General features: G+C 67.0%; 15 protein-coding genes, 1 tRNA gene and 3 pseudogenes. 13 read left to right on the top strand and 6 right to left on the bottom strand.

Annotation, left to right across the window (positions count from 1 at the left end; translation table 11 throughout):
- Positions 1-796: 796 nt before the first annotated feature.
- The 13 genes and pseudogenes from ACWEBX_RS15320 to ACWEBX_RS15260 all read left to right on the top strand — a co-directional run bounded on the left by ACWEBX_RS15320 (position 797) and on the right by ACWEBX_RS15260 (position 9,996).
- Positions 797-2,155 carry an FAD-dependent oxidoreductase gene (locus ACWEBX_RS15320; protein ID WP_451885329.1) on the top strand — a complete coding sequence of 453 codons (1,359 nt, stop codon included), beginning with the start codon at positions 797-799 and terminating at the stop codon, positions 2,153-2,155.
- A 19-nt stretch (positions 2,156-2,174) separates the two neighbouring features.
- On the top strand, positions 2,175-3,278 hold the full coding sequence (locus ACWEBX_RS15315) for a hypothetical protein (protein ID WP_451885328.1): 1,104 nt from the start codon (positions 2,175-2,177) through the stop codon (positions 3,276-3,278).
- A gap of 234 nt (positions 3,279-3,512) precedes the next feature.
- Positions 3,513-3,818 (top strand): annotated as a pseudogene (locus ACWEBX_RS15310) (IS5/IS1182 family transposase); the annotation flags it as partial.
- A gap of 161 nt (positions 3,819-3,979) precedes the next feature.
- Positions 3,980-4,846 carry an oxidoreductase gene (locus ACWEBX_RS15305; protein WP_451885327.1) on the top strand — a complete coding sequence of 289 codons (867 nt, stop codon included), beginning with the start codon at positions 3,980-3,982 and terminating at the stop codon, positions 4,844-4,846.
- 280 nt (positions 4,847-5,126) lie between these two features.
- Positions 5,127-5,681, top strand: coding sequence for an NAD(P)H-dependent oxidoreductase (locus ACWEBX_RS15300; RefSeq protein WP_451885326.1), 555 nt, complete (start codon positions 5,127-5,129; stop codon positions 5,679-5,681).
- A gap of 317 nt (positions 5,682-5,998) precedes the next feature.
- The gene (locus tag ACWEBX_RS15295; protein ID WP_451885325.1) at positions 5,999-6,127 is read left to right on the top strand and encodes a hypothetical protein; all 129 of its coding nucleotides are present in this window, start codon (positions 5,999-6,001) and stop codon (positions 6,125-6,127) included.
- Positions 6,124-6,435, top strand: a complete 312-nt coding sequence (locus tag ACWEBX_RS15290; RefSeq protein ID WP_451885324.1) for a hypothetical protein — start codon at positions 6,124-6,126, stop codon at positions 6,433-6,435. Before ACWEBX_RS15295 ends, ACWEBX_RS15290 begins: the two co-directional genes overlap by 4 nt.
- A 5-nt stretch (positions 6,436-6,440) precedes the next feature.
- Positions 6,441-6,647, top strand: coding sequence for a hypothetical protein (locus tag ACWEBX_RS15285; protein ID WP_451885323.1), 207 nt, complete (start codon positions 6,441-6,443; stop codon positions 6,645-6,647).
- Positions 6,648-6,650: 3 nt separating this feature from the next.
- Positions 6,651-6,875: a hypothetical protein gene (locus tag ACWEBX_RS15280; protein ID WP_451885322.1), complete on the top strand. Its 225-nt coding sequence runs from the start codon at positions 6,651-6,653 to the stop codon at positions 6,873-6,875.
- Entirely contained in the window at positions 6,872-8,455 is a 1,584-nt protein-coding gene (locus ACWEBX_RS15275; protein WP_451885321.1) for an acyl-CoA carboxylase subunit beta, read from the top strand. The genes ACWEBX_RS15280 and ACWEBX_RS15275 overlap by 4 nt, the downstream gene beginning before the upstream one ends.
- A gap of 20 nt (positions 8,456-8,475) precedes the next feature.
- Positions 8,476-8,676: an acyl-CoA carboxylase epsilon subunit gene (locus tag ACWEBX_RS15270; protein ID WP_451885320.1), complete on the top strand. Its 201-nt coding sequence runs from the start codon at positions 8,476-8,478 to the stop codon at positions 8,674-8,676.
- A 184-nt stretch (positions 8,677-8,860) separates the two neighbouring features.
- On the top strand, positions 8,861-9,220 hold the full coding sequence (locus ACWEBX_RS15265) for an OB-fold protein (RefSeq protein ID WP_451885373.1): 360 nt from the start codon (positions 8,861-8,863) through the stop codon (positions 9,218-9,220).
- A gap of 700 nt (positions 9,221-9,920) precedes the next feature.
- Positions 9,921-9,996: transfer RNA gene (locus tag ACWEBX_RS15260), tRNA-Arg, on the top strand.
- Between the two features lie 13 nt (positions 9,997-10,009).
- Here the strand turns inward: ACWEBX_RS15260 and ACWEBX_RS15255 are convergent.
- The 6 genes and pseudogenes from ACWEBX_RS15255 to ACWEBX_RS15230 all read right to left on the bottom strand — a co-directional run.
- Positions 10,010-10,347 (bottom strand): annotated as a pseudogene (locus tag ACWEBX_RS15255) (tyrosine-type recombinase/integrase); the annotation flags it as partial.
- A 192-nt stretch (positions 10,348-10,539) separates the two neighbouring features.
- Positions 10,540-10,695, bottom strand: a pseudogene (locus ACWEBX_RS15250) (transposase); the annotation flags it as partial.
- A gap of 90 nt (positions 10,696-10,785) precedes the next feature.
- The gene (locus ACWEBX_RS15245) at positions 10,786-11,469 is read right to left on the bottom strand and encodes an alpha/beta fold hydrolase (protein ID WP_451885319.1); all 684 of its coding nucleotides are present in this window, start codon (positions 11,467-11,469) and stop codon (positions 10,786-10,788) included.
- Between the two features lie 401 nt (positions 11,470-11,870).
- On the bottom strand, positions 11,871-12,137 hold the full coding sequence (locus ACWEBX_RS15240; protein ID WP_451885318.1) for a DUF6959 family protein: 267 nt from the start codon (positions 12,135-12,137) through the stop codon (positions 11,871-11,873).
- An 818-nt stretch (positions 12,138-12,955) separates the two neighbouring features.
- The gene (locus ACWEBX_RS15235; protein ID WP_451885317.1) at positions 12,956-13,741 is read right to left on the bottom strand and encodes a sulfite exporter TauE/SafE family protein; all 786 of its coding nucleotides are present in this window, start codon (positions 13,739-13,741) and stop codon (positions 12,956-12,958) included.
- Between the two features lie 411 nt (positions 13,742-14,152).
- Positions 14,153-14,617: a BP74-related protein gene (locus ACWEBX_RS15230; protein ID WP_451885316.1), complete on the bottom strand. Its 465-nt coding sequence runs from the start codon at positions 14,615-14,617 to the stop codon at positions 14,153-14,155.
- Positions 14,618-15,594 lie beyond the last annotated feature (977 nt).

Raw genomic sequence — 15,594 nt, 5'->3', positions numbered from 1 at the left:
TAAAGCGGGATCACCGCGCACACAAGGGCAGACTCAACCCGTCACGACGACGCCGAAAGCGCAATCATGCATTGGTTCATGAGATTCCTGTCGAACCCGCCTCCCGTGCGTGACGGGTTATGAGATGACTTTGCTCAACTCTGGCCGGTTCGGGAAGCCGATCACGACTGTCTGGCCGAAAAATTCCAGCGGGTATCACCGTCTGAGGGATCTGCTCCATGGCTTGAAGGATCTACTCCATGGCTTGAAGGATCTACTCCATGATCTGACGGATCTGCTCCATGGCAGCGCGACTCTAACGGAGCCCCGACCCACCGATCGGGGCTCAGGACGTCGGCCGGTCGGCCGTCCGGGAGTCGGCCCGCCTACCGACCGGCCTGCACTCCTGTCCCTTGTGCGAGGGACGCCTATCCCTTGCGCGAGGGATGCCTATCCCTGCACGAGGGACGCCCGCGACTATTACCGGCAGCCCCGAGCTCCGGCCCGGCACCGGCGCCCGGACACGTGCCGCCGGCCTGGTCGCCGGCGCGCCGGCGCCTCGCATCCGACGTGAATTTCGGCCACGCGAGCCGCGCTCGATGGAACGAACAAGCCAATACTGCGCCCCGTGCGGTGGCCAAACCTGCGGAGCCCATACATTCGCGATGCGCACCGAGCACCTCGATATGCGCACCGAACACCTCGATGTCCGTATCAGAAGAGTTCGGGAAACTGTCGCCCGAGCATCGGCCGCGATCGCCCCTGTATTGCACGACGTACCCCACACAAGACACTTGCCGAACCAGAAGGAATTCCAGTGAAGCGTATCGGTGAACATGCGGTGGTGCTGGGCGCGAGCATCTCGGGTCTGCTTGCCGCCCGGGTGCTCTCCGAGGCATTCGACCGGGTAACGGTGATAGAGCGGGACCAGCTGCCGGACGGGCAGAGGACTCAGCGGCGAGGTGTGCCGCAGGGCCGCCACGCTCATGGCCTGCTCTCCAAGGGCGCGAAGATCTTCGAGGAGCTGTTCCCCGGGATACTCGACGACTTCGTTGCCGGTGGCGCGCCCGTCATCGACGGACCTGCCGAACTGCGGATGCGCCTGGGCGGGCACTTGCTGTGCATGGACGGCGAGTACGCCGATCTGTCCCGCACCTACCAGCCGAGCCGGCCCCATCTGGAGAGTGGGCTCCGCACCCGGATCGGGGCTCTCGCGAAGATCAAGCTGATCGACCAGTGCCAGGTCACCGGCCTCGAGACCACCTCGGACAATGACGCTGTCACCGGTGTGCGTGTCCGGTACGAGGGCAGCGGCTCCGAGGATGTGATCCTCGCCGATCTGGTGGTGGACGCGACCGGCCGGTCCGGACGGACCACCAAGTGGCTGGTCGAGATGGGATACGAGCCGCCGCTCGAGGAGCGCATCGACGTCGACATCATGTACACCAGCCGGTATCTGCGGCCGGCCCCTGGTTCGATGGGCCGTGAGAAGGTCGTGATCATCGGGCACGCACCGGGGAGCCCCAAGGGCGCGGAATTCCTGGAGGAAGAGGACGGCCGCTGGGTCCTGACGCTGATCGGTTACCGCGACCACCATCCGCCGACCGACCCGGCCGGGTGGGTGGAGTTCGCCAGGCCGCTGGTTCCCGAACACGTCTTCGCGGCGATCCGCGACGCTGAGCCGCTCAGCGAGATTTCCGCGCACCGGTTCCCGGCGAGCGTGCGCCGTCGCTACGAGAAGCTGACCCGATTCCCGCGCAGGCTGCTGGTCGTGGGCGATGCGATATCCAGCTTCAACCCCATCTACGCCCAGGGGATGACGGTGGCCTCGCTCCAGGCGATGGCACTGCGTGACTCGCTGAGCGGTGACCTGGATCAGGTCGCGCAACGATTCTTCCGCAAGGCCGCCAAGCCCATCGGCGTCGCCTGGAAGATGGCGACCGGCAGTGACCTGGCCCTACCGCAGATCGAAGGCCCGCGGCCCCTTCCCGTGCGGCTCATCAACTCCTACATGGACAAAGTGCTCGCCGCGGCCGAGACGGACATGGTCGTGGCCGAGAAATTCCTGAAAGTCCAGTACTTGCTTGAACCGCCGACAACATTGTGCACCCCGGGCATCATGTGGCGCGTTTTGGTGGGAAATCGCCGGCGGCGCTTCCCGGAACACACCAGTTAATGGAGGCAACCAAATGCCCGTGTCCATCGCCGACAAAATCCTTCGGCTCTCCCTGACCACGTTCCCGTTCATTGATGCGTCGCAGTTCTTTCCGTCGCTCTCAACGTACAAGGTTGACAGGCCCTTCGATCTCACCGAGTTCGAGGAGGCCATGAAGCACTTCTTCCGAGGGAATCCGCTCTTTTCCAAGTGCCACCTGGTGGAGCTGACCTTCGACAGTCCCGAGGATTTCCCTCTCTCGTCCTTCCAAGGGCTCCTCGCGGAGAGGTACGAAAGCTACTACGACAGCTTCCTGCTGGCCTCCGTCACCTATCGCTCCGATCCGCACCTGCAGGGCATCTTTACGTGTATTCCGTTTCCGCTGCAGGACGGATACAAGGTTTTCCGATTCCACCAGGCGCTGATGAAGACCCTGAAGACTCGGCAGGACGGCTTCCAGATCGCCCAAGGTCTCGCAGAGCTGGAGATCCGGGCCGATGAGCTGGCAGAGTTCTTGCCGCCCGCTCAGACTTCGCCCTCCGGTGCGAGCAAGGAACTCCCTGTCTCGTTCACCGAAGGCTCTGCCCCGCCGGTCAAGATCGGCTCCTTCATGGAAAAAATGAGGGCGGATTTCCTCGACCGCGACAGCGCAAACATGTTCGTCCTCAAGAACAGTCTCTACTCGCCGAAGCTGCCCCTTGGCAACACGCTTCGGTTCCTGACGGTGCCGCGAAGCGTCGTCGCGCAAAGCACGGGAATCCAGATCCGTGACTACTATCGCGCCGAGGAGCAGCGGCAGATAGACGCACTGTCCCACGTCGAGCGGCGAGAAGACTTCATCGAAGCCGGCCAGGCCAGAATCGGCAAGATGATTTCCACGCCCGACGTCTTCGCCGTCAACAACTACGGCAATGTAACGGCGCACGACGGCTCGGACAGCCATGCGGACCAGGGCACGCTCGTGAAGTACGAGTGGCATATGCCGCTCATCGTGTTGGGACTTACCGTGGGTGAGAGGTCCGGACTCTCATGGACAGTCACCATTCGCGACAAGGCGTTCAACTTTGCGACGGTCCGGAACTCCCCGCAGGATGACACCGTCAAGGCGGCTGTCGGGAACAATCCGGCAGCTTCCGTCGCATGAACCGCCGCTGAGCCACCCGTGTCCGCCTGCTGTCTCAGCAGGTTCGGGCACGGCTGTGAAGGCGCCTTTTCAGGGGAGCCTCCGATCGGTGTGACGGTCGGGCAGTCGCAGGCGGGGAAAACGGACAGGGCTCCCGAGCAGTTGAGTGAGGCATCTGACTGACGTCTCAACTCCGTTGCCCGGGAGCCCTGGTGGTTACCCGTCCTGCCGCACGCACTCGTCGAGCGGGCCCCGCTCGCCCGCAGGGCGCCCGGCCTGATCCGGGCGCTCCGCGACCCGGACGCCGAGTACGTCCTGATCGACGGCACCCTCGCCGAGTGCGGCCGGGTCGCCGAGTGCGGCCGGGTCGGCGACGGCCGCGCCGACCACCCCGGCAAGCACCGCCGCCACGGCGCGAACCACCAGGTCGCCACCGGCCCGACAGGCAAGCTCGTGTGGATCTCCAGGGCCCTGCCCGGCCGCACCCACCGCCTGACCGCCGCCCGCACCCACCGCATCGTGACGACCTGCGTCCGACTCCGCATCCCGGCCCTGGGCGACCCCGGTGCACACCCGCGCCGGCGGCACGGTCGCCGCTCCCGCCGGGCGCCCGACCCGCAAAGAACAAGGAAGCAGCGGTGACGTGAAGGAACGAGGGGTCTACCCAGTGGACGCGCCGAAGGTCCGCAACGATGCCGCGAACAGACCCGAGAGGCCTTCCGATGAACATCCCCGCCCTGCCGACGCTGACCCTCGCCGACGACCTGAGCATCACCCGGATGGGATACGGCGCGATGCAGCTGACCGGTCCCGGTGTCTTCGGACCGCCCAGGGATCGCACTCAGGCGATCGCCGTGCTGCGCGCGGCGGTCGAGCTCGGCATCACCCACATCGACACGAGCGACTTCTACGGGCCGACTGTCGTCAATGAACTGATCAAGGAGGCCCTGCACCCCTACCCGGCCGGTCTGCACATCGTCACCAAGGTCGGCGTCCGCCGCAGCGCCACCGGCGGCTGGATCACCTCCCTGGACCCCGCCGACCTCAAGGCCCAGGTCCACGAGAATCTCCGGCACCTCGGCCTGGAGACCCTGGACGTGGTCAACCTGCGTGCGGCCGGATTCGACGGCGGTGACGGGTCCTCGATCGCCGAGCCGTTCGGCGCCCTGGCCGGCCTGCGTGAGCAGGGCCTGATCCGTCACCTCGGCCTCAGCGGGATCACCGACGCCCAGCTCACCCAGGCCCAGGCCATCGCCCCCGTGGTGACCGTGCAGAACCAGTACAACCTGGTCGACCGCGCCGACGACGACCTCGTCGATCGCTGCGCCGAGGAGAACATCGCCTACGCCGCGTTCTTCCCCCTCGGCGGCGGATTCCAACCGCTGCAGTCACGGACCCTGCGCGACGTCGCCCGCCGCCTCGGCGCCTCCGAGCAGCAGGTGGCGCTCGCCTGGCTGCTGCGGCGCTCGCCGTCGACGGTGCTGATCCCCGGAACCTCCAGCGTCGCTCACCTGCGGGAGAACATCGCCGCGGCCGACCTGCAACTGCCCGACGAGGCGATCGCCGAACTCAACGCCATCGGGCACTGACCCCGTGGGCCCTCGTTCCGGCGCAGAGCATCGGTCGTGAGCGTGAACATCCACCACGGGGACGGTCACCGGTGGAACGAGTCCGTCAATCTCGCGTGATAAACGCCGCTCGGACCGCCGACCGCCTTTACTAAGACACGCAGCCGCTCGTTCCGAAAGCGATCGCCCTTTCAAAGCGCTCGAGAAGAACGCATGACCGCGGCCACGGCCGACCTGCTCGCCGGTATTGACAGTAAGGACGCATATGGATTCGCGTCCTACAGGAGAAATGGAAAAGTCAGTGACCACACCTCGCACCCTCGTCATTGTCGCCCACCCGAACCTCACGGAATCCCGTGCCAACGCCGCTCGGCTCGCCGAGATCAAGGACCTGGACAACGTCACCGTCCACGACCTCTACCAGGCCTACCCCGATTCCAACATCGATGTCGCACGCGAGCACCAGCTGCTGCGCGAGCACGACACCATCGTTCTCCAGTTCCCGGTCTACTGGTACAACGTGACCTCGCTTCTCAAGGCCTGGTTCGACGCGGTGCTGGTTCACGGTTTCGCCTTCACCTTCGACGGTTCCGCCTCCGCGCTGAGCGGCAAGAAGGCTTGGCTGGCCGTCACGGTCGGCAGCACCCTGGAGACCTACGCCGCGGACGGCCTCGCCCGACGGCCCCTCGACGAGTACCTCGCCCCGGTCACCCAGTCGCTGGAGTTCTGCCAGCTCGACTATCAGGGTGTTCACGCCGTCTACGGCATGATCTTCGACCCGTCGGACGAGACCCTCGCCCTGGACGCCAAGGAATACCACAGGCTCATCTCGACCAGCGAGACGCCGGTCGGCTGACCTCGGCTGTTCGTAAGCCTCGATTATTCGTGAATTCTTCGAGTATTCACGAATAATCACGAGCTTTACTCCGGGGCCCAGCCCCGGGCCGCGCGTTCCTGTATGTCACCGCCGCTTCCTTCACTGAACTCGACGGAAGTTCAGCGAAGGAAGCTCGACTCAGGCTCGGTGAAGCGGTCCGGAAACCTTACGGGCGGCGGCCGAACCAACTCCTCCGGTGCTTGCCGACAATGCCGTGCGTGCAGGTCACCCGCGGGGCACAGGTTCCGATCCTCCTGCCGGTCCGGCGATGATCGCCGGCTGTGCGCCTACGATTCGTGCTTCTTCTGACGCTGCGGGTACCCGTGCGGCTGTGGCTCCCACAGCGTTCGGCGGCCTGGAAGAACGCGAGGATCCTTCTCTTTCGCCACCAGGTCGCGCTGCTCGAGGACCTCGTGACCGCGTGACCGCGCGGCCCGAAGCTCCGGCGACGGCGACCGGCGGTGGCCTCGAACCCAAGGCTCCGGACGGCAGGCCACTCGTCGTCCGGCTCTCGGGTCCGCCCCTGGCGGACCTGCGCGGACCAGGGCTGCGTTCCCCCGACGCGGTCCTGGTCCGCACCGACGGCGTGATCAGCACGGCGGGCCCGTTCACCGACCCCGACCCGCGTCGGCGGAGGGAGGCCGCGCCGCCCCTCCCCGCCACCGACTCCGACCGCACTTCCCAGCGCCTCCCGTCCCAGCACCGCACACCCGAGTTGCCGCGAGAAAGGTGAGCGTGATGACCACCATCGGTGACCACCGGCCTGAGGAAGCGGTTCCGGGCGAGGACTCCGTCGGGGCCATGGCCATGACCGACAACGCCGAGGCCGGCCGGGTGGTGCCGACGGCGGCCGCGCTCGCCGAGATCGACCGGCTGGTCCCCGCCGGGGCGTTCGCCGGCGAACGCTTCCCCGAGCAACTGCTCGTGATGGTGCAGGAGGACTGAGTCATGACGCTCGAGATCGTCTACGAGACCCATGCCCCGACCCCGGACAACACCCGTGGCGTGATCAGCGGTCGGCGCGACACGCCGCCGGCCGAGGACGGCCTGCGCGCGCTGATCGCGCACTCCGCGAACAAGTGGTCGCTGGACTGCCTGCTCGGCGGTGCGCGGATCGAGGAGCTGGTCCGCGGCCCGTTCGTGTGCAACCCCGGCCGGGAATACCGGGCATGACCCTGCTCACCGCAGCCCCCGTGAGCACCAGTGACGCCCATGGCCGTGTCGCCGGGCTGCACGCGATCCGTGAGCAGGTGCTGGCGGGGCCGAGCCTGGCGGCCACGGAGGCCCAGCACGCCAAGGGCAAGCTGACCGCGCGGGAGCGCATCGAGCTGCTGCTGGACGAGGGCTCCTTCAACGAGGTCGAGCCGCTGCGCCGGCACCGCGCGACCGGCTTCGGCCTGGAGGCGAAGAAGCCCTACACCGACGGTGTGATCACCGGCTGGGGCACCGTCCACGGCCGCACCGTATTCGTGTACGCGCACGACTTCCGGATCTTCGGCGGCGCACTGGGCGAGGCCCACGCGCAGAAGATCCACAAGATCATGGACATGGCCATCGCGGCCGGTGCCCCGCTGGTCTCGTTGAACGACGGCGCCGGCGCCCGGATCCAGGAGGGCGTCACCGCGCTCGCCGGCTACGGCGGCATCTTCCAGCGCAACACCCGCGCCTCGGGCGTGATCCCGCAGATCAGCGTGATGCTCGGCCCGTGCGCGGGCGGCGCCGCCTACAGCCCGGCGTTGACGGACTTCGTGTTCATGGTCCGCGAGACCTCGCAGATGTTCATCACCGGCCCGGACGTGGTCAAGGCCGTCACCGGCGAACAGATCTCCCAGAACGGCCTCGGCGGCGCGGACGTGCACGCCCAGGTGTCCGGGGTGGCGCACTTCGCCTACGACGACGAGCGGACCTGCCTGGAGGAGGTCCGGTTCCTGCTGTCGATGCTGCCGCAGAACAACCGCGAGACCCCGCCGGCCGAGACGACCGAGGACCCGGCCGACCGCCGCTGCGAGGCGCTGCTGGACCTGGTCCCGGCCGACGGCAACCGCCCCTACGACATGCGCAAGGTCATCGAGGAGCTGGCCGACGAGGGCCAGTTCATGGAGATCCACGAGCGCTGGGCCACCAACGTCATCTGCGCCCTCACCCGCATGGACGGCCAGGTCGTCGGCATCGTCGCCAACCAGCCCCAGTCCCTCGCGGGCGTGCTGGACATCCACGCCTCGGAGAAGGCCGCCCGGTTCGTTCAGCTGTGCGACGCCTTCAACATCCCGCTGGTCACCCTGCTGGACGTGCCCGGCTTCCTGCCGGGCGTGGACCAGGAGCACGGCGGCATCATCCGCCACGGCGCCAAGCTGCTGTACGCGTACTGCAACGCCACCGTGCCGCGGATCTCGCTGGTGCTGCGCAAGGCCTACGGCGGCGCGTACATCGTCATGGACTCCCGCTCCGTCGGCGCGGACCTCGCGTTCGCCTGGCCGACCAACGAGATCGCCGTGATGGGCGCCGAGGGCGCCGCCAACGTCATCTTCCGCCGCGAGATCGCCGCCGCCACCGACCCGGAGGCCAAGCGCGTGGAGATGGTGCGGCAGTACAAGGACGAGCTGATGCACCCCTACTACGCCGCCGAGCGCGGCCTGGTCGATGACGTGATCGACCCCGCCGCCACCCGCGAGGTGCTCATCCGCTCCCTGCGGATGCTCCGCACCAAGCACGCGGACCTGCCCGCCCGCAAGCACGGCAACCCACCCCAGTGAGCGCACCGAAGGAGCAGCAGATGGACCAGGGGGACCTCCGCGTCATCCACGGCGATCCCACTCCCGAGGAACTCGCCGCGCTGATCGCGGTTCTGGCGGCCCGCACCGCCGCGCAGCGTGCCACCACGCCGCGGTTCGCCCATGGCAACCGGCGCCCGCAGGCCCGCTGGCGCCGCCCCGAGCGCGTGGCCGGCTACCGCAGCCCCGTCTCCTGGCGCTGATGCCGCCCGCCTCGGTTCAACGTGGTTCAACCGAACGGCGTCGGCACCAAGTTGCAGGGGAAGGACCCACCCGGTGCGACCCCGCCCGGACCAAGACGGCAGACGACATCCTCAAGAAGGCCAACCGTAAGAAGATCTCGAGCGCGGAACACCAGTCGACGACAACTCGAACAAGACCAGCAGGATCACGCGACACCAGAGAAGGCGGCAACCCATGAAGATTCGAGACCTCCACAACGAGTTCACCGCGGACCGCGCCGCCGCCGAGCGTGCCTACTACGGGAAGTTCCTCACTCTCGAGGGAATCTCCGTCCGAACGGGCGAAAGCCAATACGGTACGCCGGTGGTGGAAGTGTCAGATGTCCCCGGAGGCCCCCACATCGCCATCTTCGTGCTGCCGTTCGACCACCGGATCAAGGAGTCGTTCCGGCTCGTGCGAAGCGTCCCCCTGGGCGTCACCGTCACCGTCAAGGGAGAATGTCGGGTCTTCAGCGAGGACGGCACCGTGCTGGTCATCAAGGAGTGCGAACTCCTCACCCCATGAGTCCCTGCGGGCCATCTCCCAGAGCGGCAGACGACCGGCACGCGTGAGGTCGATCCAAGCCTGACCTTCAGCCTGCGCGGTATGCCCAGTCTCGCCTGGTGCCGCCGGAATCGACCTCGGAATCATCCGGCTCTCCAGCGTGGACCACGTCAGGGTGACCGAGGCGTGCGGCGGCAGCGCTTGATCAAGTTCCGCAGGTATCCCGATCCGCCTCTGGAACCGGCGCGTGATCGCCTACGGCATCGAGCGTCAGAAGATCTTCGTACTCGGTTTCGCCCTCTCCCGGAACGCCACCAGGCACCAGATCCACCTCGAAGCCCACAGCAACGCTCAGCAGGCGCCCCGCGTCGCCTGGCTTCTCTCCACAGCCTCGATGGCCGCACCCCACCCAGGAGTGCGGCCATCGCCCGCTACGCCTGGCCATGGAGGGCAAGAGGACAGAAGGGACCCCCCAGACTCCCGGAACCCCCAGGTCACAGCCGTGTCTTCACCGAAGACCCGCTCCCACGACAATCCAGGCGCCCACGCCCAGTCTGATCGGCTAGGCTGTCAGCGGTCAGTCGGCTACCAGGCATGTGCCCGGGAAAGTGTCCGTGAGGGCATCACCCACACAGCATGGGCACGCCACCTGACCAGCACGCTTGCCGAGCCGGGCTGGGCCACCCCTCCGGGGTTTCCCACAAGGCTTCCGTCAAGCCCCGCCTTCGTAGCTCAGGGGATAGAGCACCGCTCTCCTAAAGCGGGTGTCGCAGGTTCGAATCCTGCCGGGGGCACCAGTTCAGAGGGGCCTCATCTACGGAAATCCGTAGGTGAGGCCCCTCTGACATCTAGGTCTGACATCAACGGCGGCGGTCGCGGACGACCGGGGCGCCTCCTGAGCAGCCGGTCCATGTGACTCATGGCCTCGCGCTGTGTGTCCTGCACGACGTGCGTGTAGACGTCCATGGTGATGCTGATCTGCGAGTGCCCCAGGATCTCCATCACGACGCGGGGCGCGGCTCCGGCCGCCGTGAGCAGGGTGGCGGTGCCGTGCCGAGCGTCATGCAGCCGGCGGACTCGGCGACACGGGTGAAGGAGCGATAGACGTTCCGCGGCTCGACTTGGCGCCCGGTGCGGGTGGTGAAGACCGGGGGTGCGCAAGGAGCACGTCTCGTCGGGCTGAGAAGCCGAGAATGCCTATCCTGACCTGAGACTTCCCACTGTGGCCAATAAGCCGAACTCCCTACTCGAGCGCCTTGTCTGCTTCCGGCTGTACTCGGTGCAGTTCGTCATGGACTACGTCCAACTACAGTTCGACGGCCCGACCGACGACAGTCGGAGAGCTCCCGCCAGGGCGAGTTGGTGCGGTAGTTCCACGCGATGGCCTCAAGCATGCGTCGGTGGTCGGCCCAACGCCGCCCACGAACCGGATCCGCTGGCATCAACGGTTCGATCCGGTCCCACATCGAATCAGTGATCACTAATCGGACAGACACATCCGATCAACTGGCCGACCCACGAAAGACACGCGCTGGCTAGGTCGTCCGGCGGCAGCGAGAACCGTTCGCCGGGGCTTCCTCACGGCCCTACTCCAGGCTCTTCGCAGCGTCGCGGATCACGTCTAGGACAGCGTTGGGCTGAGAGAGCATCGGAACGTGGCTGCTGTCGAGGCTGACGGTCGTGGCCTTCATCCGTTCGGCGGAGGCGCGCTCCCGGTCCGGCTGCACCGTGCGGTCCTGAGTGCCCACGATGAACCAGCTCGGCTTCTGTCGCCAGGCGTTGCCGGGTACGTGCTGTTCGAAGAGGTCCGAGACCGGCGGGTTAGCGGTGGCCAGCACGACTTTCTGTTCCTCCGGCGACAGGTCGCCGCAGAAGTGGCCGATGCCCGACTCCTTGAGGTAGATGCGGTTGTCGGCGACCTCGAGGTGCTCGAAAATCGGCGAGCTGTCAAACGCGGCGAGGTGCTGTGCCGAGGTCTCCTCGTCGTCCGGGGCGAGCGCACAGATGTACACCAAAGCGCCTACCCGGTCGTGCACGCCCGCCTTGGTGATCAGCGTGCCGCCGTAGGAGTGGCCCACGAGGACGACCGGGCCGGGCACGTGGTTGATGGCGCGGGTGACGCAGGCGACGTCGCTCTCAAGCGAGTCGAGGCCGTGCTGCGAGACGAAGACTTCGCGGCCCTCGGCCTGGAGTGCGGGGATCAGCTTTGCGAAGCACGATCCATCTGCCCACAAGCCGTGGGCAAACACGATGCTAGCCTTGCCGGCCATACTTTCCTCTTTCGTTGGTACCTGGAGTGGGGATGTCGGATCCTCAATGCCCCACTTTCAGGTAGGAACGATGGGTGCGCTTGCCGAGACGTCCAGCGGCTCCGCCATTTGGATGAATGCCGCGCACGGGCCACCGGCCTTGTAGCCGCCAGGTCGATCCGGCCGGCCACGCGACCTGCAATGACCGCCAACAGCCATTAGTGGCCGACCGACCAGACCTCATTGACCGCCCAGCTGAGAGTTCGGGACGAAGAGGTCGCGCCAGAACCGTGCCGGGTCGCGCCGGGAACTACGGGGAATGGCGGAGACCAGGTCGTCGGCCCGTTGACTGCCGTAGCCGTTCTGCCGCAGGTCAGTCCAGCAACCGCCAGTAAGGCTTTACAAGCTGATGGCCTGACAGCTCAGTACGGCCGCGGAATCTCGTGCTCGTCCAACGCTGCCTCGTACCGCGCCGGCAGAGCTTCGAGGTTCGCCAGAAGAAGGCCCGCGGAGTCCCGAGCTTCATCCAGGTCGCCTCGCTCGCAGGCCTCCGCCAACTCGGCCGCGTCACCGCGGAGGATGTGAAGGGAGTCGCCCTGCACCACGACCCCGGGGAACCTCCTACCCGGCATGCGAACCACGGCGTCGTTGCCGCCATCGGTGAACAACTCAGCCTCGATGCGCTCCATCGGCCCATCCAACCTGACATCCACGGCTGACATCAACGACGTTGGACGCAGGCGGCATTGAGCGAACGTCCGCGCTCCGCCGATAGCACTGCGAGGGCGGTCAGAGAGCCGCAGGATCAAACTCCTAAAGCGGGTGTCGCAGGTTCGAATCCTGCCGGGGGCACAGATAGAAGGGCCAGCTCAGGAGGAGTTTCCTCCCGGACTGGCCCTTTGCCGTTTCCGATGCCGTGCCACTCGCGTGCCACTACGCCCTGCCCTATGGCACTCCCCCGCCGCGCCTAGCATGTGGGGGTGGACGACATACAGGTTCCCGACTCACTTGTGTCCCTGCAATCCGCTGCCTACGCGGCTCGCGTGTCCATGGCTGACTCCGTCCGAGCGAGCGGGCCTGTTCGCGACTGGACCGACGGGACGCGGGCCGAGGCAGCCCGCCTTCAGCAGACACTCGAGTCGGCCGAGACCGCCCTTCGGGAAGCCTTCGAAGCGAGCGACTTGCTGCGCGTACACAGCAGACACGCCCTGCGCCGATCCCTCAGGAGGGCAGCAGCCCCTCCTACTCCCCTTCCTTGAAGGCGCGTTTCCCTTCCACCTCCCGGATCATCAAGCCCCGGCTGCGCTCCGCTCCGCCGGGCGCGCTCCCGGCTCCGCTGCGGGCGCCGCTCCTGCCTTCGGCCCGCTCCGCCCGCGCTGCGCCGACGACGCGCGCCCTGGAGAGGGTTGGCCGGCGGCATGACCTCAGAACACGTCGTGGCTGGGGCGGTCGGGGTGACTTCGGGAGCCGAACCAACCTGTAATGCAGGGTGCGCGGGGAGGACGGGTCAGCGCAGCGCGTTCACGGCATAGAGGGCGCCGAGCCCTGCGGCCAGTGTTCCCAGGAGCAGGCGGAGGAAGGTCTCGGGCATCCGTGGCTGGAGGCGGGCGCCGACATAGCCGCCGATGAGACCGCCCAGGCCGCAGGCCAGGCCGAGGAACCAGTCGGGGGCAATGCTTCCGCTGTGGCCCAGTGACAGCAGGGCGTAGGTGGAGGCGCCGAGCAACGAGGTGGCGAAGGTGGAGGCGAGCGCGGCCGGGGCGACTTGGGAGACAGGGATGCCGCGGCCGACGAGGACGGGGCCGAGGACCGAACCGCCGCCGATGCCGTAGATGCCACCCACGACCCCGACCGCGAGAGCCAGTCGGGTCACGGTCCGGGGTGAAGGCTCGGGGCGTTGGATCTCCGGGGTATCGGGGCGGAGAGTCCGGATGATGAGCCAGGTGCCGAGCGGCAGCATCAGGGCGGCGACCAGGAGGCGGAAGACGTTCGGGCCCGGGAGGGCAAACACGCGGATGACCGCTCCGAGGACCACACCGGGCAGCGTGCCCAACACCAGTTGACGCAGCAGCGGACCCTTCAGGGCGCCGTTTCGGTGGTAGCGCAGTAGGGCGCCAGGCCCTGCCACGACGTTGTAGAGCAGGTTCGTGGGCGTGACGGACGGGTTCGGCACAGCGAAGACGCTGAGCTGTACGGGCAGGAGGAACACCGCCCCGGACACTCCGACCGGCGCAGTCACCACAGCAATGAGCATCCCGACCGCGAGGCCGGCCGCCCCCAGCTCCCAGTCCACCCGATGCCCCCGCCGCGCCTCAGTCCGTCCCGGTCGCCGTCCAACGACAGACTAGATCGCCCCGCGCATCGAGGACCGAGGCGAGGACCGTGCCCCATCCGTGCCCCATCCGTGCCCGTCAGACCGGGAACTCACGGGGAACGACAGTCGCTAACGCCAGCGCACACGACGAAGGCCCCCGACCGTTTCTCCCGGTCGAGGGCCGTTCACCTGCGGTGGGTGTGGGATTTGAACCCACGGTGACTCGCGCCACGACGGATTTCAAGATTGTCCGTCGGTAACGGTCAGCGGCTCAGGCCGTTCTTGTGGAGTGCGGCCGACCTTGGGGAAGCATGGCCAGGGGACCATCGGGCAGATGTGCGCGGGCCGGGGCGTCGTGAGGGTTCGGCGTCAGCCGGCCTTGTCGGTCAGCTACGGGGCGGGGATTTCCCTGATGAGGCGCGAGGTCCAGTCGCACCAGTACAGGCCGGGCAGGAAGGCTCCGCCGGCTTCATCCAGGTGGTCTTCGACGTACGGGATGGTCGCGTCACAGACTTCGATGGCGTAGTCGAAGAATTCCGTGGTGTCGGGGTTGTTGTGGTAGCTCCAGCGCGGGTTGTAGGGGGCCTGCCGCTTGAGAATCCGCGCGATCACGTGGGGACGGTCGGTGGTCTGCCCGCTGACGAGCTCCCGGGCGTGCTCGATGTCCCCTGGCTTGGTCAGCTTGATGACGAATTCCTCCCGCGTGATGTCGGTCATCACGAAGTACGCGGCGCTCTCGGCGGCGGCGTGGCCGGGCTGCTTGCTGAGGGTGTTGGCCTGAGTGGGCTGTGCCGTGGCGAAGGCCAGCACGCCGACGGCGGCCAAGCCGGCCGCCCTGATGAGCACGCGTCGCATGAGGGTTCTCTCCTTGGGTACGGGCGTCGTGTACGTCACGACTAGTCACCCAGAATATTCAATCAGTTACATTTAGTAATCACGCCGAAGGCGCGCTCACCTTCGCCGCATATGCCGATGGCCTCATGCCGCTGCTGCTTTGGGGCATCGCCACCGTCCTCGGCACACCTTGGCCGTGCGGCACTGGCAAGTTCGCGTTGAGGTGCAGCACACGGCGCCCCACCCGGGCCGTCTCTGGGCCGTCCGAGGGTGCTCAACGACGACCAACGCTGACAACCATCGACGGCCAAGTTGCAGGTCGCAGCGTTGATCGATTGCAGGGGTGCAGGTCGGAGACCCGGCCCCGCACTTCTTCGGCTACTGAGCGCCTTGACTGATCAACCAGACACCGCCCGCGCTGCCACATTCAGGAGCTGGGAGGAACAACCACAGATCGCAAGGGCAGTCGCGTGCGACGATCGTGCCGTGACCACTACCGACCCTTCGTTTCGCCGACGCCTGCTGGTCGAGTCGCTCACTGTGCTGGCCGCTGATCCCTCGGTCCAGGCGGTGTGGCTGGAGAAGTACGACATCCCTCGTCGCAGAACTGGGCGAGTGGAGAGCGCCTATGCCGGCCATTTGCGTGATCCGTTGAGGGGCTGTGCGGCCGTGCCACTCTCGTGCCAGAACGCGCGGGGAGTCAGGGGGAATCACGGTGCGCATGGGGACGCATCACCCACTCCATCCGATGCGGGAAATCCACAGGTCAGGTCTGTGACCACCTCACCTCGCTCCTAAAGCGGGTGTCGCAGGTTCGAATCCTGCCGGGGGCACCAGTTCAGAAGGGGGCCACCTACCGATCTCGGTAGGCGGCCCCCTTCTGGCATCGAGGTCTGACGTCAACGGCGATGGTCACCGACGACCGGACACCGGACACGCCGCAGCCGACGGGCGGGGGCCCTCGGCTGCGGCGCCCGGGGCCTGTCCGCTACAGCGTC

The organism is Streptomyces sp. NPDC005070 (genome assembly GCF_053600395.1).
Note: the sequence above shows the minus strand (reverse complement) of the source record. Positions and strands in the feature narration are given on the sequence as shown.